A 17733-nucleotide genomic window follows, 5' to 3' on the forward strand; every position below is an offset into this window, starting at 1 on the left:
CACCCCCTCCGCACGATCCTTCTGTACGTTGCTTCGTGACCGTCCGACGCCGAACCAGGAGCCCCGGCCACGTGACCCCCGTGAGCAGCCCCTCACCGCACGGCCAGTCGCCGCTGCGCACCGTGCAGGTGCTGGGCGGAGGCAACGCCGGCAGCAGCGCACATGTGCGCTCTCTTGCCGCGGGGCTCGTCGCACGGGGCGTGCGGGTCACCGTGTGCGCCCCCCTCGATGCGGATCACACCTACGACTTCACCGGCGCCGGAGCCGAGCACGTCCATGTGCCGCGCAGCAGCGATCCCGCGTCCGTGGCCGTGCTGCGGGCGGCCTGCACGGGCGCCGACCTGGTGCACGCGCACGGACTGCACGCCTCCTTCCGGGCCGCGCTCGCCCTCGGCGGACGGGGCACCCCGCTGGTCGTCACCTGGCACAACCGCGCACACGCCGAGGGGGCGCGCGCCCGCTTTCTGCGCCTGCTGGAGCGCCGGGTGGTCAAGGCCGCCGCGGTCGTGCTCGGGACCACCTCGGACCTCGTCGACCGGGCGCGCAGGGCGGGCGCCCGGGACGCCCGGCTCGCCGCCGTCGCCCTGCCCGGGCAGCGCACGCCCGTCGAGCGCGACGACCCCGACCGGCTGCGCCCCAAGATCCGGGCCGAACTCGGCGCCACCGGACGTCCGTTGCTGATGGCCGTCGGCTCCCTCGACCCGCAGCGCGGTTACGACGTCCTGCTGGACGCCTCGCGTGCCTGGCGTCGGCTCGATCCCGTGCCACTGGTCGTCATCGCGGGGGAGGGGCCGTTGCGGCAGGTGCTGCAGCGCCGGATCGAGGAGGAGGGGCTGCCGGTGCGGCTCATCGGGCGGCGTGACGACGTGGCCGAACTGCTCGCGTCCGCCGACCTCGCCCTGCTGCCGAGCCGGTGGGAGTCCCGGTCCGTGCTCGCGCAGGAGGCCCTGCACGCGCGCGTGCCGCTGGTCGCCACCTCGGTCGGCGGCATCCCCGAACTCGTCGGCGACGCCGCCGAACTCGTCCCGGCGGGAGATGCGGAGGCATTCGCCGACGCCGTCGTACGGCTCCTCACCGACCCCGAACGGCGGGAGCAGCTCAAGGAGATGGGTCTGCGGCAGGCGGCCACCTGGCCGACCGAGGACGAGACCGTCGCCCAAGTCCTCAGCATCTACGACGAGTTGACGCAGGCCAGGCCGTTCGCCTAACCGACGTGCCGGCGTGCCCGCAGTGCCAGGCTCAACGCCAGTACGGTCTGCGGGTCGTCGAGGTCGGTGCCCAGCAACTCGCCGATCCGGGCAAGGCGGTTGTAGAGCGTCTGGCGGTTGAGGTGCAGCTCGCGGGCCGTCTCCGCCTTGCGGCCCGCATGTGCCAGGTACGTCTCCAGGGTGGGCAGCAGCGGGGGTTTGGAGCGGCGGTCGTGGTCCTGGATCGGGCCGATCGCGCGGTCGACAAAGGCCGCGAGGTCGGGATGGTCACGCAGCCGCCACAGCAGCAGGTCGATGTCCAGGCGCCGGGCGTCGTACCAAGGACGGTCCCTGAGCCCCTGTGCCGCGGTGGCCGTCTCCGCCGCGTGCCGCAGCCCTGCCGACGCCGCCGCCCAGCCGCCGGCCACCCCGACGACCACCACCGGCGGCTGGGCTCCCGGCCGCTGCATCCCCGCCCGCTCCACCCCCGCCCGCAGCGCTGCCGCGACCCGGTCGGCGACCGCGGAGCGCTCCGACTCCGACCGCAGGCCGAGCAACAACGGGACACGGCCCTCGACCGGTCGTACGCCCAGCAGTACCGGCACCCCCACCGAGGCCAGCTCCTCCGCCACCGCCCGGGCCAGCACCGCCCAGCCGCCGCCGCTCTCGGCCCCGGTCGAGCGGGCGGTACCCCCGTCCGGTGTCAGCGCGTCGCCCAGCCGCATCACCACCGGCAGCAGCGGGCCGGCGCCCGGCTTGAAGCCCAGGACGCGCGCCTGCGCCGGGGCGTCCTGCGGGGTGATCCGGCCCTCGGCGAGGTCGGTGAGGAAGTCGCCGCGTCCGCGCGCCGCCAGCTCCTCCTCCTGACGGGCCTGCATCAGGACCACGGCGAGGATGCCGGCGGCCCGCTCGGCCGCGATCCGGTGCACCGGCGCCAGGGGCGCGCGGACCGGCAGGAGCACGAGACGGGCCCGCACCGACCCCGTCCCCGGACCGCCCCCCGGCACGTCCACGAGCACCGACCCGGCCGGCGGCGGCGTGTCCTTGTGCTGGCCGCGCAGCCCCTCCCACACCTGGAGCGGTTCGGCACCCTCGGGCCCGGCCCCGGCGGCGTACAGGAGCCGGCCGTCGGAGGTCTCCAGGAAGACCGGGTTGCCGCTGAAGTCGGCCAGGATGCCGAGCACCTGCGGTACTCCGCCGCCGCCCAGCAGGGCCTCGGTGCAGCGCCGGTGCACCTCCTCCGCCTGCTGGAGCAGCGCGTAGTGGCCGTTGACGATCTCGGTGTGGATCTCCTCCGTGACCGTCACGAACGGCACCTCGCGGTGCAGCTGGACCAGCGGGAGCCCGGCCGCCCGCGCCGTGTCGACCAGCGCGGCGGGCAGCCGGGTGAAGCGCGGGCCCAGCTCGACCACCAGGGCCGCGATGCCCCGCTCGGCCAGGGTGCGCACGAACGCCCGCTGGTCGGCCGGCCGGGTGCCCAGGCCATAGCCGGTGGTCAGCAGCAGTTCGCCGCCCTTCAGCAGCGAGGCGATGTTCGGCACCTCGCCCGCGTGCACCCAGCGCACGGTCCGCTGCAGCCGGTCGGCGCCCGCGAGCACCTCGGGGAGCCCACTGCGCAGCCCGGGCAGCTCCAGCGCCCGCTGAACGGTGATGCCGGCGCCCTGGCTGTCGAATCGGTGGTCCGTGCGGCTGTCCATGCAGCGGACGCTACCTGCGCGAACGCTCCGGCGACATCTCCGAGCGGTTACGGGAACGATCACCTCGGAACCGGCCTACAGGGGCTTGATGTTGTGGTTGAAGCGGAAGACGTTGTCCGGGTCGTGGCGCCGCTTCAGTTCGCCCAGGCGCCGGATGTTCTCGGCGCCCAGTCCGGCCCGTACACGGTCCGTGCCCTCATCGCCGATGAAGTTGAGGCAGACCGCTCCGGTGCTCCACGGCCGGACGTCGGCACGGACGTCGCGGACCCACCGCGTGCACCGCTCATCGTCCGCCGGGTCCGCCCAGATGGCGAAGGGATGCACGGCCCAGGGCGCGTCCCGGTACGGCACCGGGTGGTCGGCCGGACCGTCGGCGACCGCGCCGCCCAGCGGGAACAGCATGTGCTTGGTGCCGGTCGGCACGGGCAGGGAGTCTGCGCGGGCGCAGAGGACGTCCACGAACTCGTCGGGCGCGCCGGTCAGATACTCCGCCGACCAGTGGTTCCGCAGGCCGGGCGGATCGTCGATCATGCACTGGAGGTCGGCGTACGGGATCGCGGTGACGAGCTCCGCCTCGTGCGGCAGTGCCAGCAGCGGCTCGGCCACCTTGCGCAGGTCCTCCTCGGCCCCCGCGTACGTCAGCAGCACACAGCACAGCAGCCTGCCGACCAGCCGTGGCGGTACGAAGTCCGCGGGCGGGCCGGTGAGGTGGATGACGGCGCCGCCCGCCTCCAGGGGGCCGGACTCGATGATGTCGCGGTAGGTGCGGACCGCCTCGGGGCCGAACTCCGGGAGGTACAGCACCAGGGCGATGGAGAACTCGGGTACCTCGTACAGCTTCAGGGTGAGGGCCGTGGCGATGCCGAAGTTGCCGCCGCCGCCGTGCAGGGCCCAGAACAGGTCCGGGTTCTCGTCGGCGTTGGCGTGGACCTGCTCGCCGTCCGCGGTGACCAGCTCGACGCCGAGCAGGTTGTCGACGGCCAGGCCGCAGGAGCGCTCCAGCCAGCCGCTGCCACCGCCGAGTACGAAGCCGCCGACGCCGGTCGTCGAAGCCCGTCCGCCCGTCGTCGCCAGGCCGTACGGCTGTGTCGCGCGGTCCAGGTCGCGCATCGTGGCGCCGCCGCCGATCCGGACCGCCTCGGCTGCTGGATCGACGGTGACGTCGTGCATCCGGCGCAGGTCGACGACCAGCCCGGCGTCGTTCGTCCCCATACCCGCGACGCTGTGACCGCCGCCGCGCACCGCGATGTTCAGGTCCAGGTCGCGTCCGAAGCGCACGGCCCGGACGACATCGGTCTTGTGCGCGCACTGCGCGATCACGGCCGGCCGGCGGTCGATCATGGCGTTGAACACGGCTCGGACGTCGTCGTAGCCCGGATCCCACGGGGCGAACACATCGCCGTCGAGATCGTCACGAAGCGCGGCGAGGGCCGCGTGAGCCTTGGAGGACATGGCCGCCCCCTTCCGGCGAAGGGCGCATGCGCTTCCAGCCTAGGCCGGGGCGGCCCGTCGGTCCTTTCCGGCCTTCCGGCCGGGTCTCATCCTCCGTACGCTCCCGAGGCCGTCAGGCGCAGTGCTGTGTCGATGAGCGGGACGTGGCTGAAAGCCTGCGGGAAGTTGCCGACCTGGCGCTGCAGGCGCGGGTCCCACTCCTCGGCGAGCAGACCGAGGTCGTTGCGCAGGGAGAGCAGCTTCTCGAACAGTTTGCGGGCCTCGTCGACGCGGCCGATCATCGCCAGGTCGTCCGCCATCCAGAACGAGCAGGCCAGGAAGGCTCCCTCGTCGCCGGGGAGACCGTCGACGCCCGCGTCCTCGCCCTGCGTCGGGTAGCGCAGGATGAAGCCGTCCGGCGTGGACAGCTCGCGCTGGATGGCCTCGATGGTGCCGATCACGCGCTTGTCGTCCGGCGGCAGAAAGCCCATCTGCGGGATCAGCAGCAGCGAGGCGTCCAGCTCCTTCGAGCCGTACGACTGCGTGAAGGTGTTCCGCTCCTTGTCGTAGCCCTTCTCGCACACGTCCCGGTGGATGTCGTCACGCAGTTCGCGCCAGCGCTCCAGCGGGCCGTCGGCGTCGCCGGACTCCAGCAGTTTGATCGTGCGGTCGACGGCGACCCACGCCATGACCTTGGAGTGCACGAAGTGGCGGCGCGGGCCGCGCACCTCCCAGATGCCCTCGTCCGGCTCCTGCCAGTGGTCCTCGAGGTAGCGGATCAGCTTCAGCTGGAGCAGCGAGGCGTAGTCGCTGCGGGCCAGGCCCGTCATGTGGGCCAGGTGCAGGGCCTCGGTGACCTCGCCGTACACGTCGAGCTGGAGTTGGTGTGCGGCGCCGTTGCCGACCCGTACCGGGGCGGAGTTCTCGTAGCCGGGCAGCCAGTCCAGCTCTGCCTCGCCCAGCTCGCGCTCGCCGGCGATGCCGTACATGATCTGCAGGTTCTCGGGGTCGCCGGCGACCGCGCGCAGCAGCCACTCGCGCCAGGCGCGGGCCTCCTCGCGGTAGCCGGTGCGCAGCAGCGAGGACAGGGTGATCGCGGCGTCCCGCAGCCAGGTGTAGCGGTAGTCCCAGTTGCGTACGCCGCCGATCTCCTCCGGCAGCGAGGTCGTGGGCGCCGCGACGATGCCGCCCGTGGGCGCGTACGTCAGGGCCTTCAGCGTGATCAGCGAGCGGATCACCGCCTCGCGGTACGGGCCGTGGTACGTACAGTGCTCCACCCACTCGCGCCAGAAGTCCTCCGTCGCCTCCAGCGACTGCTCCGGCTCCGGCAGCGGCGGGGGCTCGCGGTGTGAGGCCTGCCACGAGATGGTGAACGCGATCCGGTCGCCCGGCGCGACCGTGAAGTCGGCGTACGTGGTCAGCGCCCTGCCGTACGTCTCGGCGGATGTGTCGAACCACACAGAGTCCGGGCCCGCGACCGCGACCGTGCGTCCGTCGTGCTTGTGCACCCACGGGACGATCCGGCCGTAGGAGAACCGCATCCGCAGCGCCGAGCGCATCGGCACCCGGCCCGAGACGCCCTCCACGATCCGGATCAGCTGCGGCGCGCCGTCCCTGGGGGGCATGAAGTCGATCACGCGGACCGTGCCGCGCGGGGTGTCCCACTCCGACTCGAGGATCAGCGAGTCGCCGCGGTAGCCGCGCCGGGCCGCCGTCGGGGGCTCGGCGTCGGCCGCGTGCGCAGGGCCGATCCGCCAGAACCCGTGCTCTTCGGTGCCCAGCAGACCGGCGAAGATGGCATGCGAGTCGAAGCGGGGCAGGCACAGCCAGTCGACTGTGCCGTCCCGGCAGACCAGGGCAGCGGTCTGCATGTCTCCGATGAGTGCGTAGTCCTCGATACGCCCGGCCACGTGCAACTCCAGTCGAACGGCCACGTAGCCCCACAGGGGGCTTGCGCTGAAGCGGTCAGGGGGTTGTTGTAATGCGTCGTTGAACTGTGAAGTAAAGCTGCCGCTCTGCCCAGGGGCAAAACGACCGTCGTCGCTCAACGAACTGACGAGCTCTTGTTGTTCCGGTGCGTACGGGCGGGGGTGGTGCCGTGGTGCCGGCGGGCTCGGCAGCGAGTGTCCGAGCAGGATACGACGCACGTAGATGAACTGCGTGCCGCTCCGGGCAACGCGCGTGCGCCGAACGAGTGAGCACCGGGTGAGAAACGGGTGAGCGGTACGTGTCCGTGGCGGACTGTGCGCGGAGCGTGGCCGGGCGCCATCGGGCCGTGGCGCTGATACCCTGGTAGCCCGTGGACCGGTGGGCAAGAAACCCCCGAACCGCAGCGACGGCTCCTCCAGAAAACCCGGGATCTCCGGGCCGGACAGCCGCACCGCACTCCAGAACGCGACCACGGGAGCCTCCTCTTGGCCATGCCGCCCGCTGCTTTTCGAAACAGCACAGCCACGACGACCAAGCACATCTTCGTCACCGGGGGTGTCGCCTCCTCGCTCGGCAAGGGCCTGACCGCCTCCAGCCTGGGCATGCTGCTCAAGGCCCGGGGCCTGCGCGTCGTGATGCAGAAGCTCGACCCGTACATCAACGTCGACCCGGGCACGATGAACCCCTTCCAGCACGGTGAGGTGTTCGTCACCAACGACGGCGCCGAGACCGATCTGGACATCGGCCACTACGAGCGCTTCCTCGACCGCGACCTGGACGGCTCCGCCAACGTCACCACGGGTCAGGTCTACTCGACGGTGATCGCCAAGGAGCGCCGCGGCGAGTACCTGGGCGACACCGTCCAGGTCATCCCGCACATCACCAACGAGATCAAGAACCGCATCCGCCGCATGGCCGCCGAGGACGTGGACGTCGTCATCACCGAGGTCGGCGGCACGGTCGGCGACATCGAGTCGCTGCCGTTCCTGGAGACCGTCCGCCAGGTCCGTCATGAGGTCGGCCGCGACAACGTCTTCGTCGTGCACATCTCGCTCCTGCCGTACATCGGCCCCTCGGGAGAGCTGAAGACGAAGCCGACCCAGCACTCGGTTGCGGCCCTGCGCAACATCGGTATCCAGCCGGACGCCATCGTGCTGCGCTGCGACCGCGAAGTGCCGACCGCGATCAAGCGGAAGATCTCGCTGATGTGCGACGTCGACGAGGCCGCGGTCGTCGCCTGCCCGGACGCGCCCTCCATCTACGACATCCCCAAGGTCGTGCACTCCGAGGGCCTGGACGCCTACGCCGTCCGCCGCCTCGACCTGCCGTTCCGCGATGTGGACTGGACGACCTGGGACGACCTGCTCGACCGCGTCCACAACCCGCAGCACGAGATCAACCTCGCCCTCGTCGGCAAGTACATCGACCTGCCCGACGCCTACCTCTCGGTCACCGAGGCGCTGCGCGCGGGCGGCTTCGCCAACAAGACCCGCGTCAAGATCAAGTGGGTCGCCTCCGACGACTGCAGGACGCCGGCCGGCGCCGCCGAGCAGCTCTCCGACGTGGACGCGATCTGCATCCCCGGCGGCTTCGGCGACCGCGGCGTCTCCGGCAAGGTCGGCGCCATCCAGTACGCCCGCGAGAACAAGATCCCGCTGCTCGGCCTCTGCCTCGGCCTGCAGTGCATCGTGATCGAGGCGGCCCGCAACCTCGCCGACATCGCCGACGCGAACTCGACGGAGTTCGACGCGGCGACGGCTCACCCCGTCATCTCCACCATGGCCGAACAGCTCGACATCGTCGCTGGCGAGGGCGACATGGGCGGAACGATGCGCCTGGGCATGTACCCGGCCAAGCTCGCCGAGGGCTCCATCGTGCGTGAGGTGTACGACGGCAAGGAGTACGTCGAGGAGCGGCACCGGCACCGCTACGAGGTGAACAACGCCTACCGCTCCGAGCTGGAGAAGAAGGCGGGCATCCTCTTCTCGGGCACCTCGCCGGACGGCAAGCTCGTCGAGTACGTGGAGTACCCGCGCGAGATCCACCCCTACCTGGTCGCCACCCAGGCGCACCCGGAGCTGCGCTCGCGGCCGACCCGGCCGCACCCGCTCTTCGCCGGGCTCGTGAAGGCCGCGGTCGAGCGGAAGAATTCGAAGTAACACACCAGTTGTACGGTGGCCGGGGTGCATACCTTCAAAAGGTGAGCACCCCGGTTTCTTTTGTTCCCCGGTTTCTCTTGTACGGGGATTCTTGTACGTGGAAGGACAGGGCATGACGATCAAGGACACCCCGGAGGAATGGGAGATCCGGGCCACGGACACCCCCTTCGTGGGCAACAAGACCTCCGTCCGCACCGACGACGTGGTCATGCCCGACGGCACCGTCGTACGCCGCGACTACCAGGTGCACCCGGGTTCGGTGGCGGTTCTCGCCCTCGACGAGGCCGGCCGCGTGCTCGTCCTGCGCCAGTACCGCCACCCCGTGCGCCACAAGCTCTGGGAGATCCCGGCCGGGCTGCTCGACGTCCCGGGCGAGAACCCGCTGCACGCCGCCCAGCGCGAGCTCTACGAGGAAGCGCACGTCAAGGCCGAGGACTGGCGGGTGCTGACCGACGTCTACACCACGCCCGGCGGCTGCGACGAGGCCGTGCGGATCTTCCTGGCCCGCGGCCTGTCCGACGCCGACGGCGAGCGCTTCGAGGTCGAGGACGAGGAGGCCGACATGGAGCTCGCGCGCGTGCCGGTCGAGGAGCTCGTCCGTGGCGTGCTGGCCGGCGAGCTGCACAACACCTGCCTCGTCGTGGGCGTCCTCTCGCTCGTCGCCGCCCGGCAGGGCGACGGCCTCGACGCGCTGCGCCCGGCGCAGGCGCCGTGGCCCGCGCGTCCCTTCGAGTCCTGAACACGCATGTGGCGCCCGCGGCGTCCCCCGGTGTGACGATCGCCTGATCCGATCGGGGGACGTCCCCGCCGTGCTCCACACGGTTCGTCGCAGAGCGTGAACTAGGCTCTGTAAGCGCCCGAACCGGAGTCCCGGCGGGATGTGTGCGGTGCGGTGGGACGGGAGTGTGGCCCGTGACGGATCAGGCGGTGGACACGGACGGCGTGCAGATGTCGGGGCGCACGTCGGCGGAGAGCCAGTTCCTGGGCCGCACACGGGAGTTGAAGGAGCTGCGCGCCGACATCGAGCGTGCGGGACTGGACACCCTCTCCGGCCGGAAGGCACCACGCGCGCGCGTGCTCCTCATCGCGGGCAGACCCGGCTCCGGCCGTACGGCGCTGGCCGAGGAGCTGGTACGTCAGGTCGCGGAGCGTTACCCCGACGGGGTACTGCGGGCCCGGCTCAGCGAACCCGACGGCACCCCCGTCCCCACCGAGCGCACCGCCCGCGAACTGCTGTCCGCCCTGGACCTGCCGACCCCGCCCGGCGCCGCCGAGGACGACCTCGCGGCGGCGCTCCGCGAAGCCCTGACCGACCGCCGGGCCCTGCTCCTGCTGGACGACGCGGCCGACGCCGGGCAGGTCGACGCCCTGCTGCCGGACACCCCGGACTGCCTGGTCGTCGCCGTCTCCCAAGGCCCGCTGACCGGGATCTCGGACGTCCGCCCCTGCACCCTCGGCGGCCTCGACACCAAGTCCGCCGTCGAGCTGTTGTCCCGGCTCACCGGCTCCGTCCGGATCACCGTCGACCCGCGGGCGGCCGAAGGGCTCGTCGAGGAGTGCCAGGCCCAGCCGACCGCGCTGACGCTGGCCGGGGGCTGGCTCGCAGCCCGCCCCAAGGCGGCCGTCGCCGACCTCGCCAAGCAACTGCGCGCCGAGGGCGACGAGGGGGCCCCCCTCGGCCGGGTCTTCCGGCTCGTGTACGCGTCCCTGCCGGGCCCCGCCGCCCGGATACTGCGACTGCTCACTCTGGCCCCCACCGGGTACGTCGACCCGCACACCGCCTCCGCGCTCGCCGGCTGCTCGGTCAGCGGCGCCCGCACCACCCTGGACGACCTCGTCGCCGTCGGTCTGCTGCGGACGGTGGACTCGCCGCTGCCGCAGTACGAGGTGCCGGGCTGTCTGCACCCCTTGCTGCGCGATCGCATCGAGGCTCAGGACCGCCCGGCCGAGCTCCAGCTGGCCCGCGCCCGGATGCTGGAGCGGACGGTCCGGCTGCTGCAGTCGTGCCGGGCCATCACCGAGACCGACAGCCCGCAGGCCCGCGAGAAGCTGCTCGGCATGCCGCGCTCCCTGCGCTTCCCCAGCCCCCGCGCGGCCGCCGACTGGCTGAGCATCCGCAAGCCGGCCCTGCTCGCCGCAGCCCGGCTCGCGGTCGCCGACGGGGAGCTGGACACGCTGGCCAGGCGCCTGATGTCCCAGCTGGTGCGGGCGATGGTGGCCCACTTCGGCATGCAGGCGGCGGCGCCCGACCTGTACGGCATCCACGGCCTCGTCCTCGATGTGGCCGAGCGCCAGGACCTGCCCCGCGAGCAGGCCGCCGCGCTGCTGAACCTCGGTGACCTGGATGCCCAGACCGGCCGCACGGCCGACGCGCTGACCCGCTACCGGGCCGCCCTGGACGCCGGACGCCGGGCGAACGACCCGTATGCGACCGGACGCGCGATGGAATCCGTAGGCGGCGCGCACCAGGAGCTCGGCGATCACGACCGGGCCGCCGACTGGTTCGGCCGGGCCCTCGCCGAGCGTCTGGCCCGCGACGAGCGCGCGGAGGCCGCCCGGCTGTACGGCCGTATCGCCACCGCACACACCTACGCGGGCCGCTACGGCGAGGCGCAGCGGCACTGGCGCGCCGCGATGGCCGGGTACCGCAAGCTGGGCGATGTGGCCGCCCACGCGCGGGCGTTGAGCGAACTGGCGCGGGTCCAGGAGTACGCGGGGCGGCCCGAGGAGTCGCTGCGCACCTGCCAGGAGGCCATCGAGTGTGCGCGCCGCGCGGAGGACGTACGACTGCAGGCCGCGCTGCACCTGCGGCTCGCCGACACCCTGGACCACCTCGGTGACTCCACGGCCGCTCTGCTGCACCGCAAGGCGGCGGAGCGCATGCTGGGGGAAGAGATGCAGGAGGGCGATACGCGAGATCCAGCCATGGAACAAGACGCTAACGCCTGCGAAATCCGTAATACATCCACTGAAGATTGATGCAATGAAAGGCTAGACAGCGGGAACGCCTTCATTAGACTGGCTCTGCCGCACGTTCTCCTGCGGTGTCTCCCGGTGTGCCCTGAACATCCGGGTATGTCGCGTACTACACCTTCTGAGCCAAGGACCGTGATCGACGTGAAGGTCGGCATCCCCCGCGAGGTCAAGAACAACGAGTTCCGGGTGGCCATCACCCCCGCCGGCGTGCACGAGCTGGTGCGCAACGGCCACCAGGTCGTCATCGAGCGCGGCGCCGGCGTCGGCTCCTCGATCCCGGACGCCGAGTACCTGGCCGCCGGCGCGCAGATCCTCGACACCGCCGACGAGGTGTGGGCCACCGCCGACCTGCTGCTGAAGGTCAAGGAGCCCATCGCCGAGGAGTACCACCGCCTCCGCAAGGACCAGACGCTCTTCACCTACCTGCACCTGGCCGCCTCCAAGGAGTGCACCGACGCCCTGCTGGAGTCCGGCACCACCGCGATCGCCTACGAGACCGTCGAGCTGCCGAACCGCGCGCTGCCGCTGCTCGCCCCGATGTCCGAGGTCGCGGGCCGGCTCGCCCCGCAGGTCGGCGCCTACCACCTGATGCGCGCGGGCGGCGGCCGCGGTGTGCTGCCCGGCGGCGTCCCGGGTGTGCCGGCGGGCAAAGCCGTCGTCATCGGCGGTGGCGTCTCCGGCTGGAACGCCGCACAGATCGCCATCGGCATGGGCTTCCACGTGACCCTGCTCGACCGGGACATCAACAAGCTCAAGGAGGCCGACAAGATCTTCGGTACGAAGATCCAGACCGTCGTCTCCAACGCCTTCGAGCTCGAGAAGGCCTGCCTCGAGGCCGACCTCGTGATCGGCGCCGTCCTCATCCCGGGTGCCAAGGCCCCGAAGCTGGTCACCAACGAGCTGGTCTCCCGGATGAAGGCGGGAAGTGTCCTTGTCGACATCGCGATCGACCAGGGCGGCTGCTTCGAGGACTCCCGCCCCACCACGCACGCCGAGCCGACCTTCAAGGTCCACGAGTCGGTGTTCTACTGCGTCGCCAACATGCCCGGCGCCGTGCCGAACACGTCCACCTACGCGCTGACCAACGCCACGCTGCCGTACATCGTCGAGCTGGCCAACCGCGGCTGGGTCGAGGCGCTGCGCCGTGACCCCGCGCTCGCCAAGGGCCTCAACACCCATGACGGCAAGGTCGCTTACCGCGAGGTCGCCGAGGCGCACGGCCTGGAGCACGTGGAGCTGGAGTCCCTGCTCGGCTGAGCCGGCGACACGGCAGAGTCAGCGACACGACTGAGCCGGTGACACGACTCGGAGCCAAGTCGCTTTCTCGTGAAGGCGATACACCCCGGTCTCGGCTTCGCTCGATCAGGGGGACCACCGTCACGGCTCGTCAACCCCGCACACCCGGCCGGACCTTGCCCGACAAGGTCCGGCCGGGTGTGTGTATGGTCACTTTGCGACTCTCGGTCAACTCGCCTCGAACGTAACCCTTGAACCGATTCGCACACCGGTGAAACCTACCGTGCGACGGCCGTACGCCCTTGACAGAGGGATGTTTCATTGCCGACACATCCGGCCGGGTCCGGCGGATTGTGTTGCTGCGAACCGCCGACACGCCATAGAGTCGCCAACCGTCGGCATGGTGCCACGCTGACCTGTCTAGAAGTTTCCTGGTCACCAAGGAGGTAAGACGACTTGTGAATGAGTCGACATTTTCTCCCGGGGGTGGTCAACCAGGAAGCCCTGCGCGGGGCCAGGCTCCCGCGGGGTTCGAGGCTGTCGGCTCCGTCGCGGTGCGCACCTTCGCAGCCCACCAGAGTCACCAGACCTCAGGAGTGACTCGCCCAGCACACCAGAGCATGGATGGCCATCACGTGAACGCCATGGCCGGCGACGGAAGTGGCGCGCCCCACAACCACTTCGCCGACTACGACGAACTGCCCGACGGGCACTTCTACGACCCCGACGCCGAGTACGAGCCCGACCCCGAGTACGCGGCCACGCTCGCGCCCGACGCTGCCCGCCAGCGCCGTGAGCGCATCGGCCCGACCGGTCGCCCGCTGCCGTACTTCCCGATCCCGGGCCCGCTGACCGACCACGGTCCCGCGAAGATCATCGCGATGTGCAACCAGAAGGGCGGCGTCGGCAAGACGACGTCGACCATCAACCTGGGTGCCGCGCTCGCGGAGTACGGGCGCCGGGTGCTGCTCGTCGACTTCGACCCGCAGGGCGCGCTGTCGGTCGGCCTCGGCGTGAACCCGATGGAACTCGACCTCACCGTCTACAACCTGCTCATGGAGCGGGGGATGGCGGCCGACGAGGTGCTGCTGAAGACGGCGATCCCCAACATGGACCTGCTGCCCAGCAACATCGACCTGTCGGCGGCCGAGGTGCAGCTGGTCTCCGAGGTGGCCCGCGAGTCGACGCTGCAGCGCGCCCTGAAGCCGCTGCTGCCCGACTACGACTTCATCGTCATCGACTGTCAGCCCTCGCTCGGCCTGCTCACCGTGAACGCCCTGACGGCCGCTCACAAGGTGATCGTGCCCCTCGAGTGCGAGTTCTTCGCGCTGCGTGGTGTCGCGCTGCTCACCGAGACCATCGAGAAGGTTCAGGAGCGGCTCAACCCGGAGCTGGAGCTCGACGGGATCCTCGCCACGATGTACGACTCGCGCACGGTGCACAGCCGCGAGGTGCTCGCGCGGGTCGTCGAGGCGTTCGACGACCACGTCTACCACACGGTCATCGGGCGCACGGTCCGCTTCCCGGAGACCACGGTCGCCGGTGAACCGATCACCACGTACGCCTCCAACTCCGTCGGTGCCGCCGCCTACCGCCAGCTCGCCAGGGAGGTGCTCGCCCGGTGTCACGCCGAGTGAGTCTGCCGGGGGCCGACGAACTGTTCCGTACGACAGGGGGAATGGCGCTCCAGGCATCCACTCCCCGGCGCCAGGCCAACGGCGAGGCCAGAGTGCCGCCGCCCGCGGGAGAGGGCGACGCGGCCGCCGCGGTGGAGGACGCGCCGCAGTCGGTGCCCGCGCAGGGCGGTGACGGCGACGGGGCCGAGCATGTCGCGGCCGACGCGGAGCCGGCCGACGCGGGGGAGTCCCGCAGCCGGGCCGCGGCCTCGGAGCGCTCCTCCCGGCGTCAGGCGGCGCAGGAAGGATCTGCCGCGGCGACGCCCCGCAAGCGTGGACGGGCGGCCGCACGGCGGCCCAGCGGGCGTGAGCGGCACGACGAGAAGATCACGGTGTACGTGTCTGCCGAGGAGCTCATGGATCTGGAGCACGCGCGACTCGTGCTCCGGGGAGAGCACGGGCTGGCCGTCGACCGGGGACGGATCGTGCGGGAGGCGGTCGCCGTCGTGCTCGCGGATCTGGAGACCAGGGGGGACGCCAGCATCCTCGTACGACGGCTCCGTGGGCGGTAACGGTAGCCTGCGGGGGCTATGACCTCGAACGACGCCTCGGCCTCCGGCGGTGCAGCCGGTCGTCGGCGTGCCCTGGGGAGAGGGCCGGGCGCTCCCGCAGAGCCGGAACCCGAGGTCGTCGCACCGGAGCCAGAGCCGGAACCCGAGGTCGTCGCACCGGAGCCAGAGCCGGAACCCGAGGTCGCCACACCGGAGCCAGAGCCGGAACCCGAGGTCGCCACACCGGAGCCAGAGCCTGAACCCACCGCTCCCTTGGAGTCCGAAGAGGCTCCCGCGGAGTCCGAAGAGGGCGAGTCCGGTGTCTTCAAGGTGCGGCTCTCCAACTTCGAGGGCCCCTTCGACCTGCTGCTCCAGCTGATCTCCAAGCACAAGCTCGACGTCACCGAGGTCGCCCTGTCCAAGGTGACCGACGAGTTCATGGCGCACATCAGGGCGATGGGGCCGGACTGGGACCTGGACGAGACGACCGGGTTCCTCGTTGTCGCGGCCACCCTGCTCGATCTCAAGGCGGCCCGGCTGCTGCCTGCCGCCGAGGTGGAGGACGAGGCCGACCTGGCCCTCCTCGAAGCCCGGGACCTGCTGTTCGCGCGGCTGCTCCAGTACCGCGCGTACAAACAGATCGCCGACATCTTCAGCAACCGCCTCGACGAGGAGGCCCGGCGCTACCCCCGTACCGTCGGACTCGAACCCCACCACGCGGAGCTGCTGCCCGAGGTCGTCATCGGCATCGGCGCGGAGGGGTTCGCGAAGCTCGCGGTCAAGGCGATGCAGCCGAAGCCCAGGCCGCAGGTGTACGTCGACCACATCCACGCGCCGCTGGTGAGCGTGCAGGAGCAGGCCGGGATCGTGGTCGCGCGGCTGAAGGAGCTGGGCGAGGCCAGCTTCCGCGCGCTGGTCGAGGACACGGACGACACACTGACCGTGGTGGCGCGCTTCCTGGCGCTGCTGGAGCTGTACCGGGAGAAGGCCGTGGCGCTGGAGCAGGAGACCGCGCTCGGCGAGCTGCTGGTGCGCTGGACCGGCGGGGAGGGGGACGCGGAGCCCATGGTGACCGACGAGTTCGACCGGCCGCCCGAGCAGCCGAAGGAGCAGGAGGAGAAGGCGTGAGCGAGGAGACCACCGGGCTTCCGGCGGGGCTGCGGACCGTCGCCGACCTCGAACTGAAGCCAGCCCTGGAGGCCGTCCTCATGGTCGTGGACGAGCCCGCGACCGAGGAGCATCTCGCGAAGATTCTCCAGCGGCCCCGGCGGCAGATCAGCGACGCGCTGCGCGAGCTGGCCGACGAGTACACCGTGCAGGGGCGCGGCTTCGAGCTGCGGCTCATCGCGGGCGGCTGGCGCTTCTACAGCCGGCCCGAGTACGCGGCGGCCGTCGAGGGCTTCGTCCTGGACGGCCAGCAGGCCCGGCTCACCCAGGCCGCGCTGGAGACGCTGGCGGTGGTCGCCTACCGGCAGCCGGTCAGCCGTAGCCGCGTGTCAGCCGTACGCGGAGTCAACTGCGACGGCGTGATGCGCACCCTCCTCCAGCGGGGTCTGATGGAGGAGGCGGGCACGGAACCCGAAACAGGTGCGATCCTGTACACGACGACGGACTACTTCCTGGAGCGGATGGGCCTGCGCGGCCTGGACGAGCTCCCGGAGCTCGCGCCCTTCCTCCCGGAGGCGGAGGCGATCGAGGCCGAGACGCAGGAAGGCGTGCCGTCGTTCGATCCGGACGCTCCGGATTCCGAGGACGCAGACGACAAGACGACGGAACTTTGATGCGAAGCAGCGGCAGCGGCAAGAGTGGCGGGACCGGCGGGCGCGGTAACTATCGCGGTGCCGGCAACAACAGGGACCAGAAGCAGGGGCAGGGCCGCCCCCGCAAGCCCCGCCCCGAGGAGCGCCGCTACGACGTGGGCCCCGGCGCCACCAAGGACGGCCCGAAGGCGGGACGCGGCGGCGCGGCCCGCGGCGGCGCCAAGGGCGGGCCCAAGAAGCCCCAGCAGGGCGGGCGTACGGCACCGGCGCGCTCGCGTGAGTACGAGACGCGGACCGAGGAGCGCAACCGGGAGCGGTACGCGGGCAAGAAGGACATCAAGCTGCCCAAGACCTTCCCGGGCGCCGAGCAGGAGGGCGAGCGGCTGCAGAAGGTGCTCGCGCGCGCGGGGTACGGCTCGCGGCGTGCCTGCGAGGAGCTGATCGAGCAGGCGCGGGTCGAGGTCAACGGCGAGATCGTCCTGGAGCAGGGCAAGCGGGTCGACCCGGAGAAGGACGAGGTCAAGGTCGACGGCCTGACCGTCGCGACGCAGTCGTACCAGTTCTTCTCGCTCAACAAGCCCGCCGGTGTCGTGTCGACGATGGAGGACCCCGAGGGCCGCCAGTGCCTCGGCGACTACGTCACCAACCGTGAGACGCGGCTCTTCCACGTCGGCCGGCTCGACACCGAGACCGAGGGCGTCATCCTGCTGACCAACCACGGCGAGCTGGCCCATCGCCTCACGCACCCCAGGTACGGCGTGAAGAAGACCTACCTCGCGCACATCGTCGGCCCGATCCCCCGTGACCTGGGCAAGCGCCTGAAGGACGGCATCCAGCTGGACGACGGGTACGCGCGCGCCGACCACTTCCGGGTCGTCGAACAGACCGGCAAGAACTACCTCGTCGAGGTCACCCTCCACGAGGGCCGCAAGCACATCGTCCGCCGCATGCTCGCGGAGGCCGGCTTCCCGGTCGACAAGCTGGTGCGGACGGCCTTCGGCCCGATCACGCTGGGCGACCAGAAGTCGGGCTGGCTGCGACGGCTGTCGAACACCGAGGTCGGGATGCTGATGAAGGAGGTCGACCTCTAGGGCCTGTCCGAACGGCGTGCGGCGCCCGCCGTCTCAGCGGGCGGGCGTCGCGTACCTGTCGGCGACGGGCTGACTACGCTGGACGGACGCAGAGCCGATA

The 17733-nt window shown here is 71.3% G+C and carries 13 protein-coding genes; 10 read left to right on the plus strand and 3 right to left on the minus strand.

Going from position 1 to position 17733, the window contains the following annotated elements; translation table 11 throughout:
- Nucleotides 1-71 precede the first annotated feature (71 nt).
- Complete coding sequence (locus ACKTSN_RS36175; protein ID WP_409472962.1) at nt 72-1208, plus strand: glycosyltransferase family 4 protein; 1137 nt, start codon at nt 72-74, stop codon at nt 1206-1208.
- Here the strand turns inward: ACKTSN_RS36175 and ACKTSN_RS36180 are convergent.
- The 3 genes from ACKTSN_RS36180 to ACKTSN_RS36190 all read right to left on the minus strand — a co-directional run bounded on the left by ACKTSN_RS36180 (nt 1205) and on the right by ACKTSN_RS36190 (nt 6225).
- Entirely contained in the window at nt 1205-2884 is a 1680-nt protein-coding gene (locus ACKTSN_RS36180) for a PucR family transcriptional regulator (protein ID WP_409472963.1), read from the minus strand. The two genes, ACKTSN_RS36175 and ACKTSN_RS36180, sit on opposite strands and share 4 nt — an antisense overlap.
- Nucleotides 2885-2959: 75 nt before the next feature.
- Entirely contained in the window at nt 2960-4336 is a 1377-nt protein-coding gene (locus tag ACKTSN_RS36185) for an FAD-binding oxidoreductase (protein WP_409472964.1), read from the minus strand.
- 86 nt (nt 4337-4422) lie between these two features.
- On the minus strand, nt 4423-6225 hold the full coding sequence (locus ACKTSN_RS36190; protein ID WP_385516780.1) for a glycoside hydrolase family 15 protein: 1803 nt from the start codon (nt 6223-6225) through the stop codon (nt 4423-4425).
- Between the two features lie 510 nt (nt 6226-6735).
- Here ACKTSN_RS36190 and ACKTSN_RS36195 point away from each other — a divergent pair.
- From ACKTSN_RS36195 to ACKTSN_RS36235, 9 genes are all read left to right on the plus strand, one after another.
- A complete protein-coding gene (locus ACKTSN_RS36195; RefSeq protein WP_409475006.1) occupies nt 6736-8403 on the plus strand; it encodes a CTP synthase in 1668 nt (555 codons plus the stop codon).
- Nucleotides 8404-8515: 112 nt separating this feature from the next.
- On the plus strand, nt 8516-9142 hold the full coding sequence (locus ACKTSN_RS36200; protein WP_129797103.1) for an NUDIX domain-containing protein: 627 nt from the start codon (nt 8516-8518) through the stop codon (nt 9140-9142).
- A gap of 173 nt (nt 9143-9315) precedes the next feature.
- The gene (locus ACKTSN_RS36205; RefSeq protein ID WP_409472965.1) at nt 9316-11382 is read left to right on the plus strand and encodes a tetratricopeptide repeat protein; all 2067 of its coding nucleotides are present in this window, start codon (nt 9316-9318) and stop codon (nt 11380-11382) included.
- A 129-nt stretch (nt 11383-11511) separates the two neighbouring features.
- Nucleotides 11512-12636 (plus strand): alanine dehydrogenase, encoded by a 1125-nt coding sequence (gene ald / locus ACKTSN_RS36210; protein WP_409472966.1) that lies wholly within the window; start codon nt 11512-11514, stop codon nt 12634-12636.
- 437 nt (nt 12637-13073) lie between these two features.
- Nucleotides 13074-14252 (plus strand): ParA family protein, encoded by a 1179-nt coding sequence (locus tag ACKTSN_RS36215; RefSeq protein ID WP_409472967.1) that lies wholly within the window; start codon nt 13074-13076, stop codon nt 14250-14252.
- Entirely contained in the window at nt 14237-14803 is a 567-nt protein-coding gene (locus tag ACKTSN_RS36220) for a hypothetical protein (protein ID WP_224738958.1), read from the plus strand. Before ACKTSN_RS36215 ends, ACKTSN_RS36220 begins: the two co-directional genes overlap by 16 nt.
- Nucleotides 14804-14821: 18 nt before the next feature.
- Nucleotides 14822-15910: a segregation and condensation protein A gene (locus ACKTSN_RS36225; RefSeq protein ID WP_409472968.1), complete on the plus strand. Its 1089-nt coding sequence runs from the start codon at nt 14822-14824 to the stop codon at nt 15908-15910.
- Entirely contained in the window at nt 15907-16563 is a 657-nt protein-coding gene (scpB, locus tag ACKTSN_RS36230; RefSeq protein ID WP_409472969.1) for an SMC-Scp complex subunit ScpB, read from the plus strand. The genes ACKTSN_RS36225 and scpB overlap by 4 nt, the downstream gene beginning before the upstream one ends.
- Nucleotides 16563-17633: a pseudouridine synthase gene (locus tag ACKTSN_RS36235; protein WP_129797096.1), complete on the plus strand. Its 1071-nt coding sequence runs from the start codon at nt 16563-16565 to the stop codon at nt 17631-17633. Before scpB ends, ACKTSN_RS36235 begins: the two co-directional genes overlap by 1 nt.
- Nucleotides 17634-17733: the final 100 nt, after the last annotated feature.

It is taken from the genome of Streptomyces flavusporus, from assembly GCF_046267975.1.
Lineage (GTDB): Bacteria > Actinomycetota > Actinomycetes > Streptomycetales > Streptomycetaceae > Streptomyces > Streptomyces flavusporus.

What these genes read in the sequence shown, in the direction of transcription:
- ACKTSN_RS36200 (WP_129797103.1), top strand. Translation starts at nt 8,516, where the DNA reads ATGACGATCAAGGACACCCCGGAGGAATGGGAGATCCGGGCCACGGAC.
- ACKTSN_RS36235 (WP_129797096.1), top strand. Translation starts at nt 16,563, where the DNA reads ATGCGAAGCAGCGGCAGCGGCAAGAGTGGCGGGACCGGCGGGCGCGGT.
- ACKTSN_RS36180 (WP_409472963.1), bottom strand. Translation starts at nt 2,884, where the DNA reads ATGGACAGCCGCACGGACCACCGATTCGACAGCCAGGGCGCCGGCATC.
- ACKTSN_RS36195 (WP_409475006.1), top strand. Translation starts at nt 6,736, where the DNA reads ATGCCGCCCGCTGCTTTTCGAAACAGCACAGCCACGACGACCAAGCAC.
- ACKTSN_RS36225 (WP_409472968.1), top strand. Translation starts at nt 14,822, where the DNA reads ATGACCTCGAACGACGCCTCGGCCTCCGGCGGTGCAGCCGGTCGTCGG.
- ACKTSN_RS36185 (WP_409472964.1), bottom strand. Translation starts at nt 4,336, where the DNA reads ATGTCCTCCAAGGCTCACGCGGCCCTCGCCGCGCTTCGTGACGATCTC.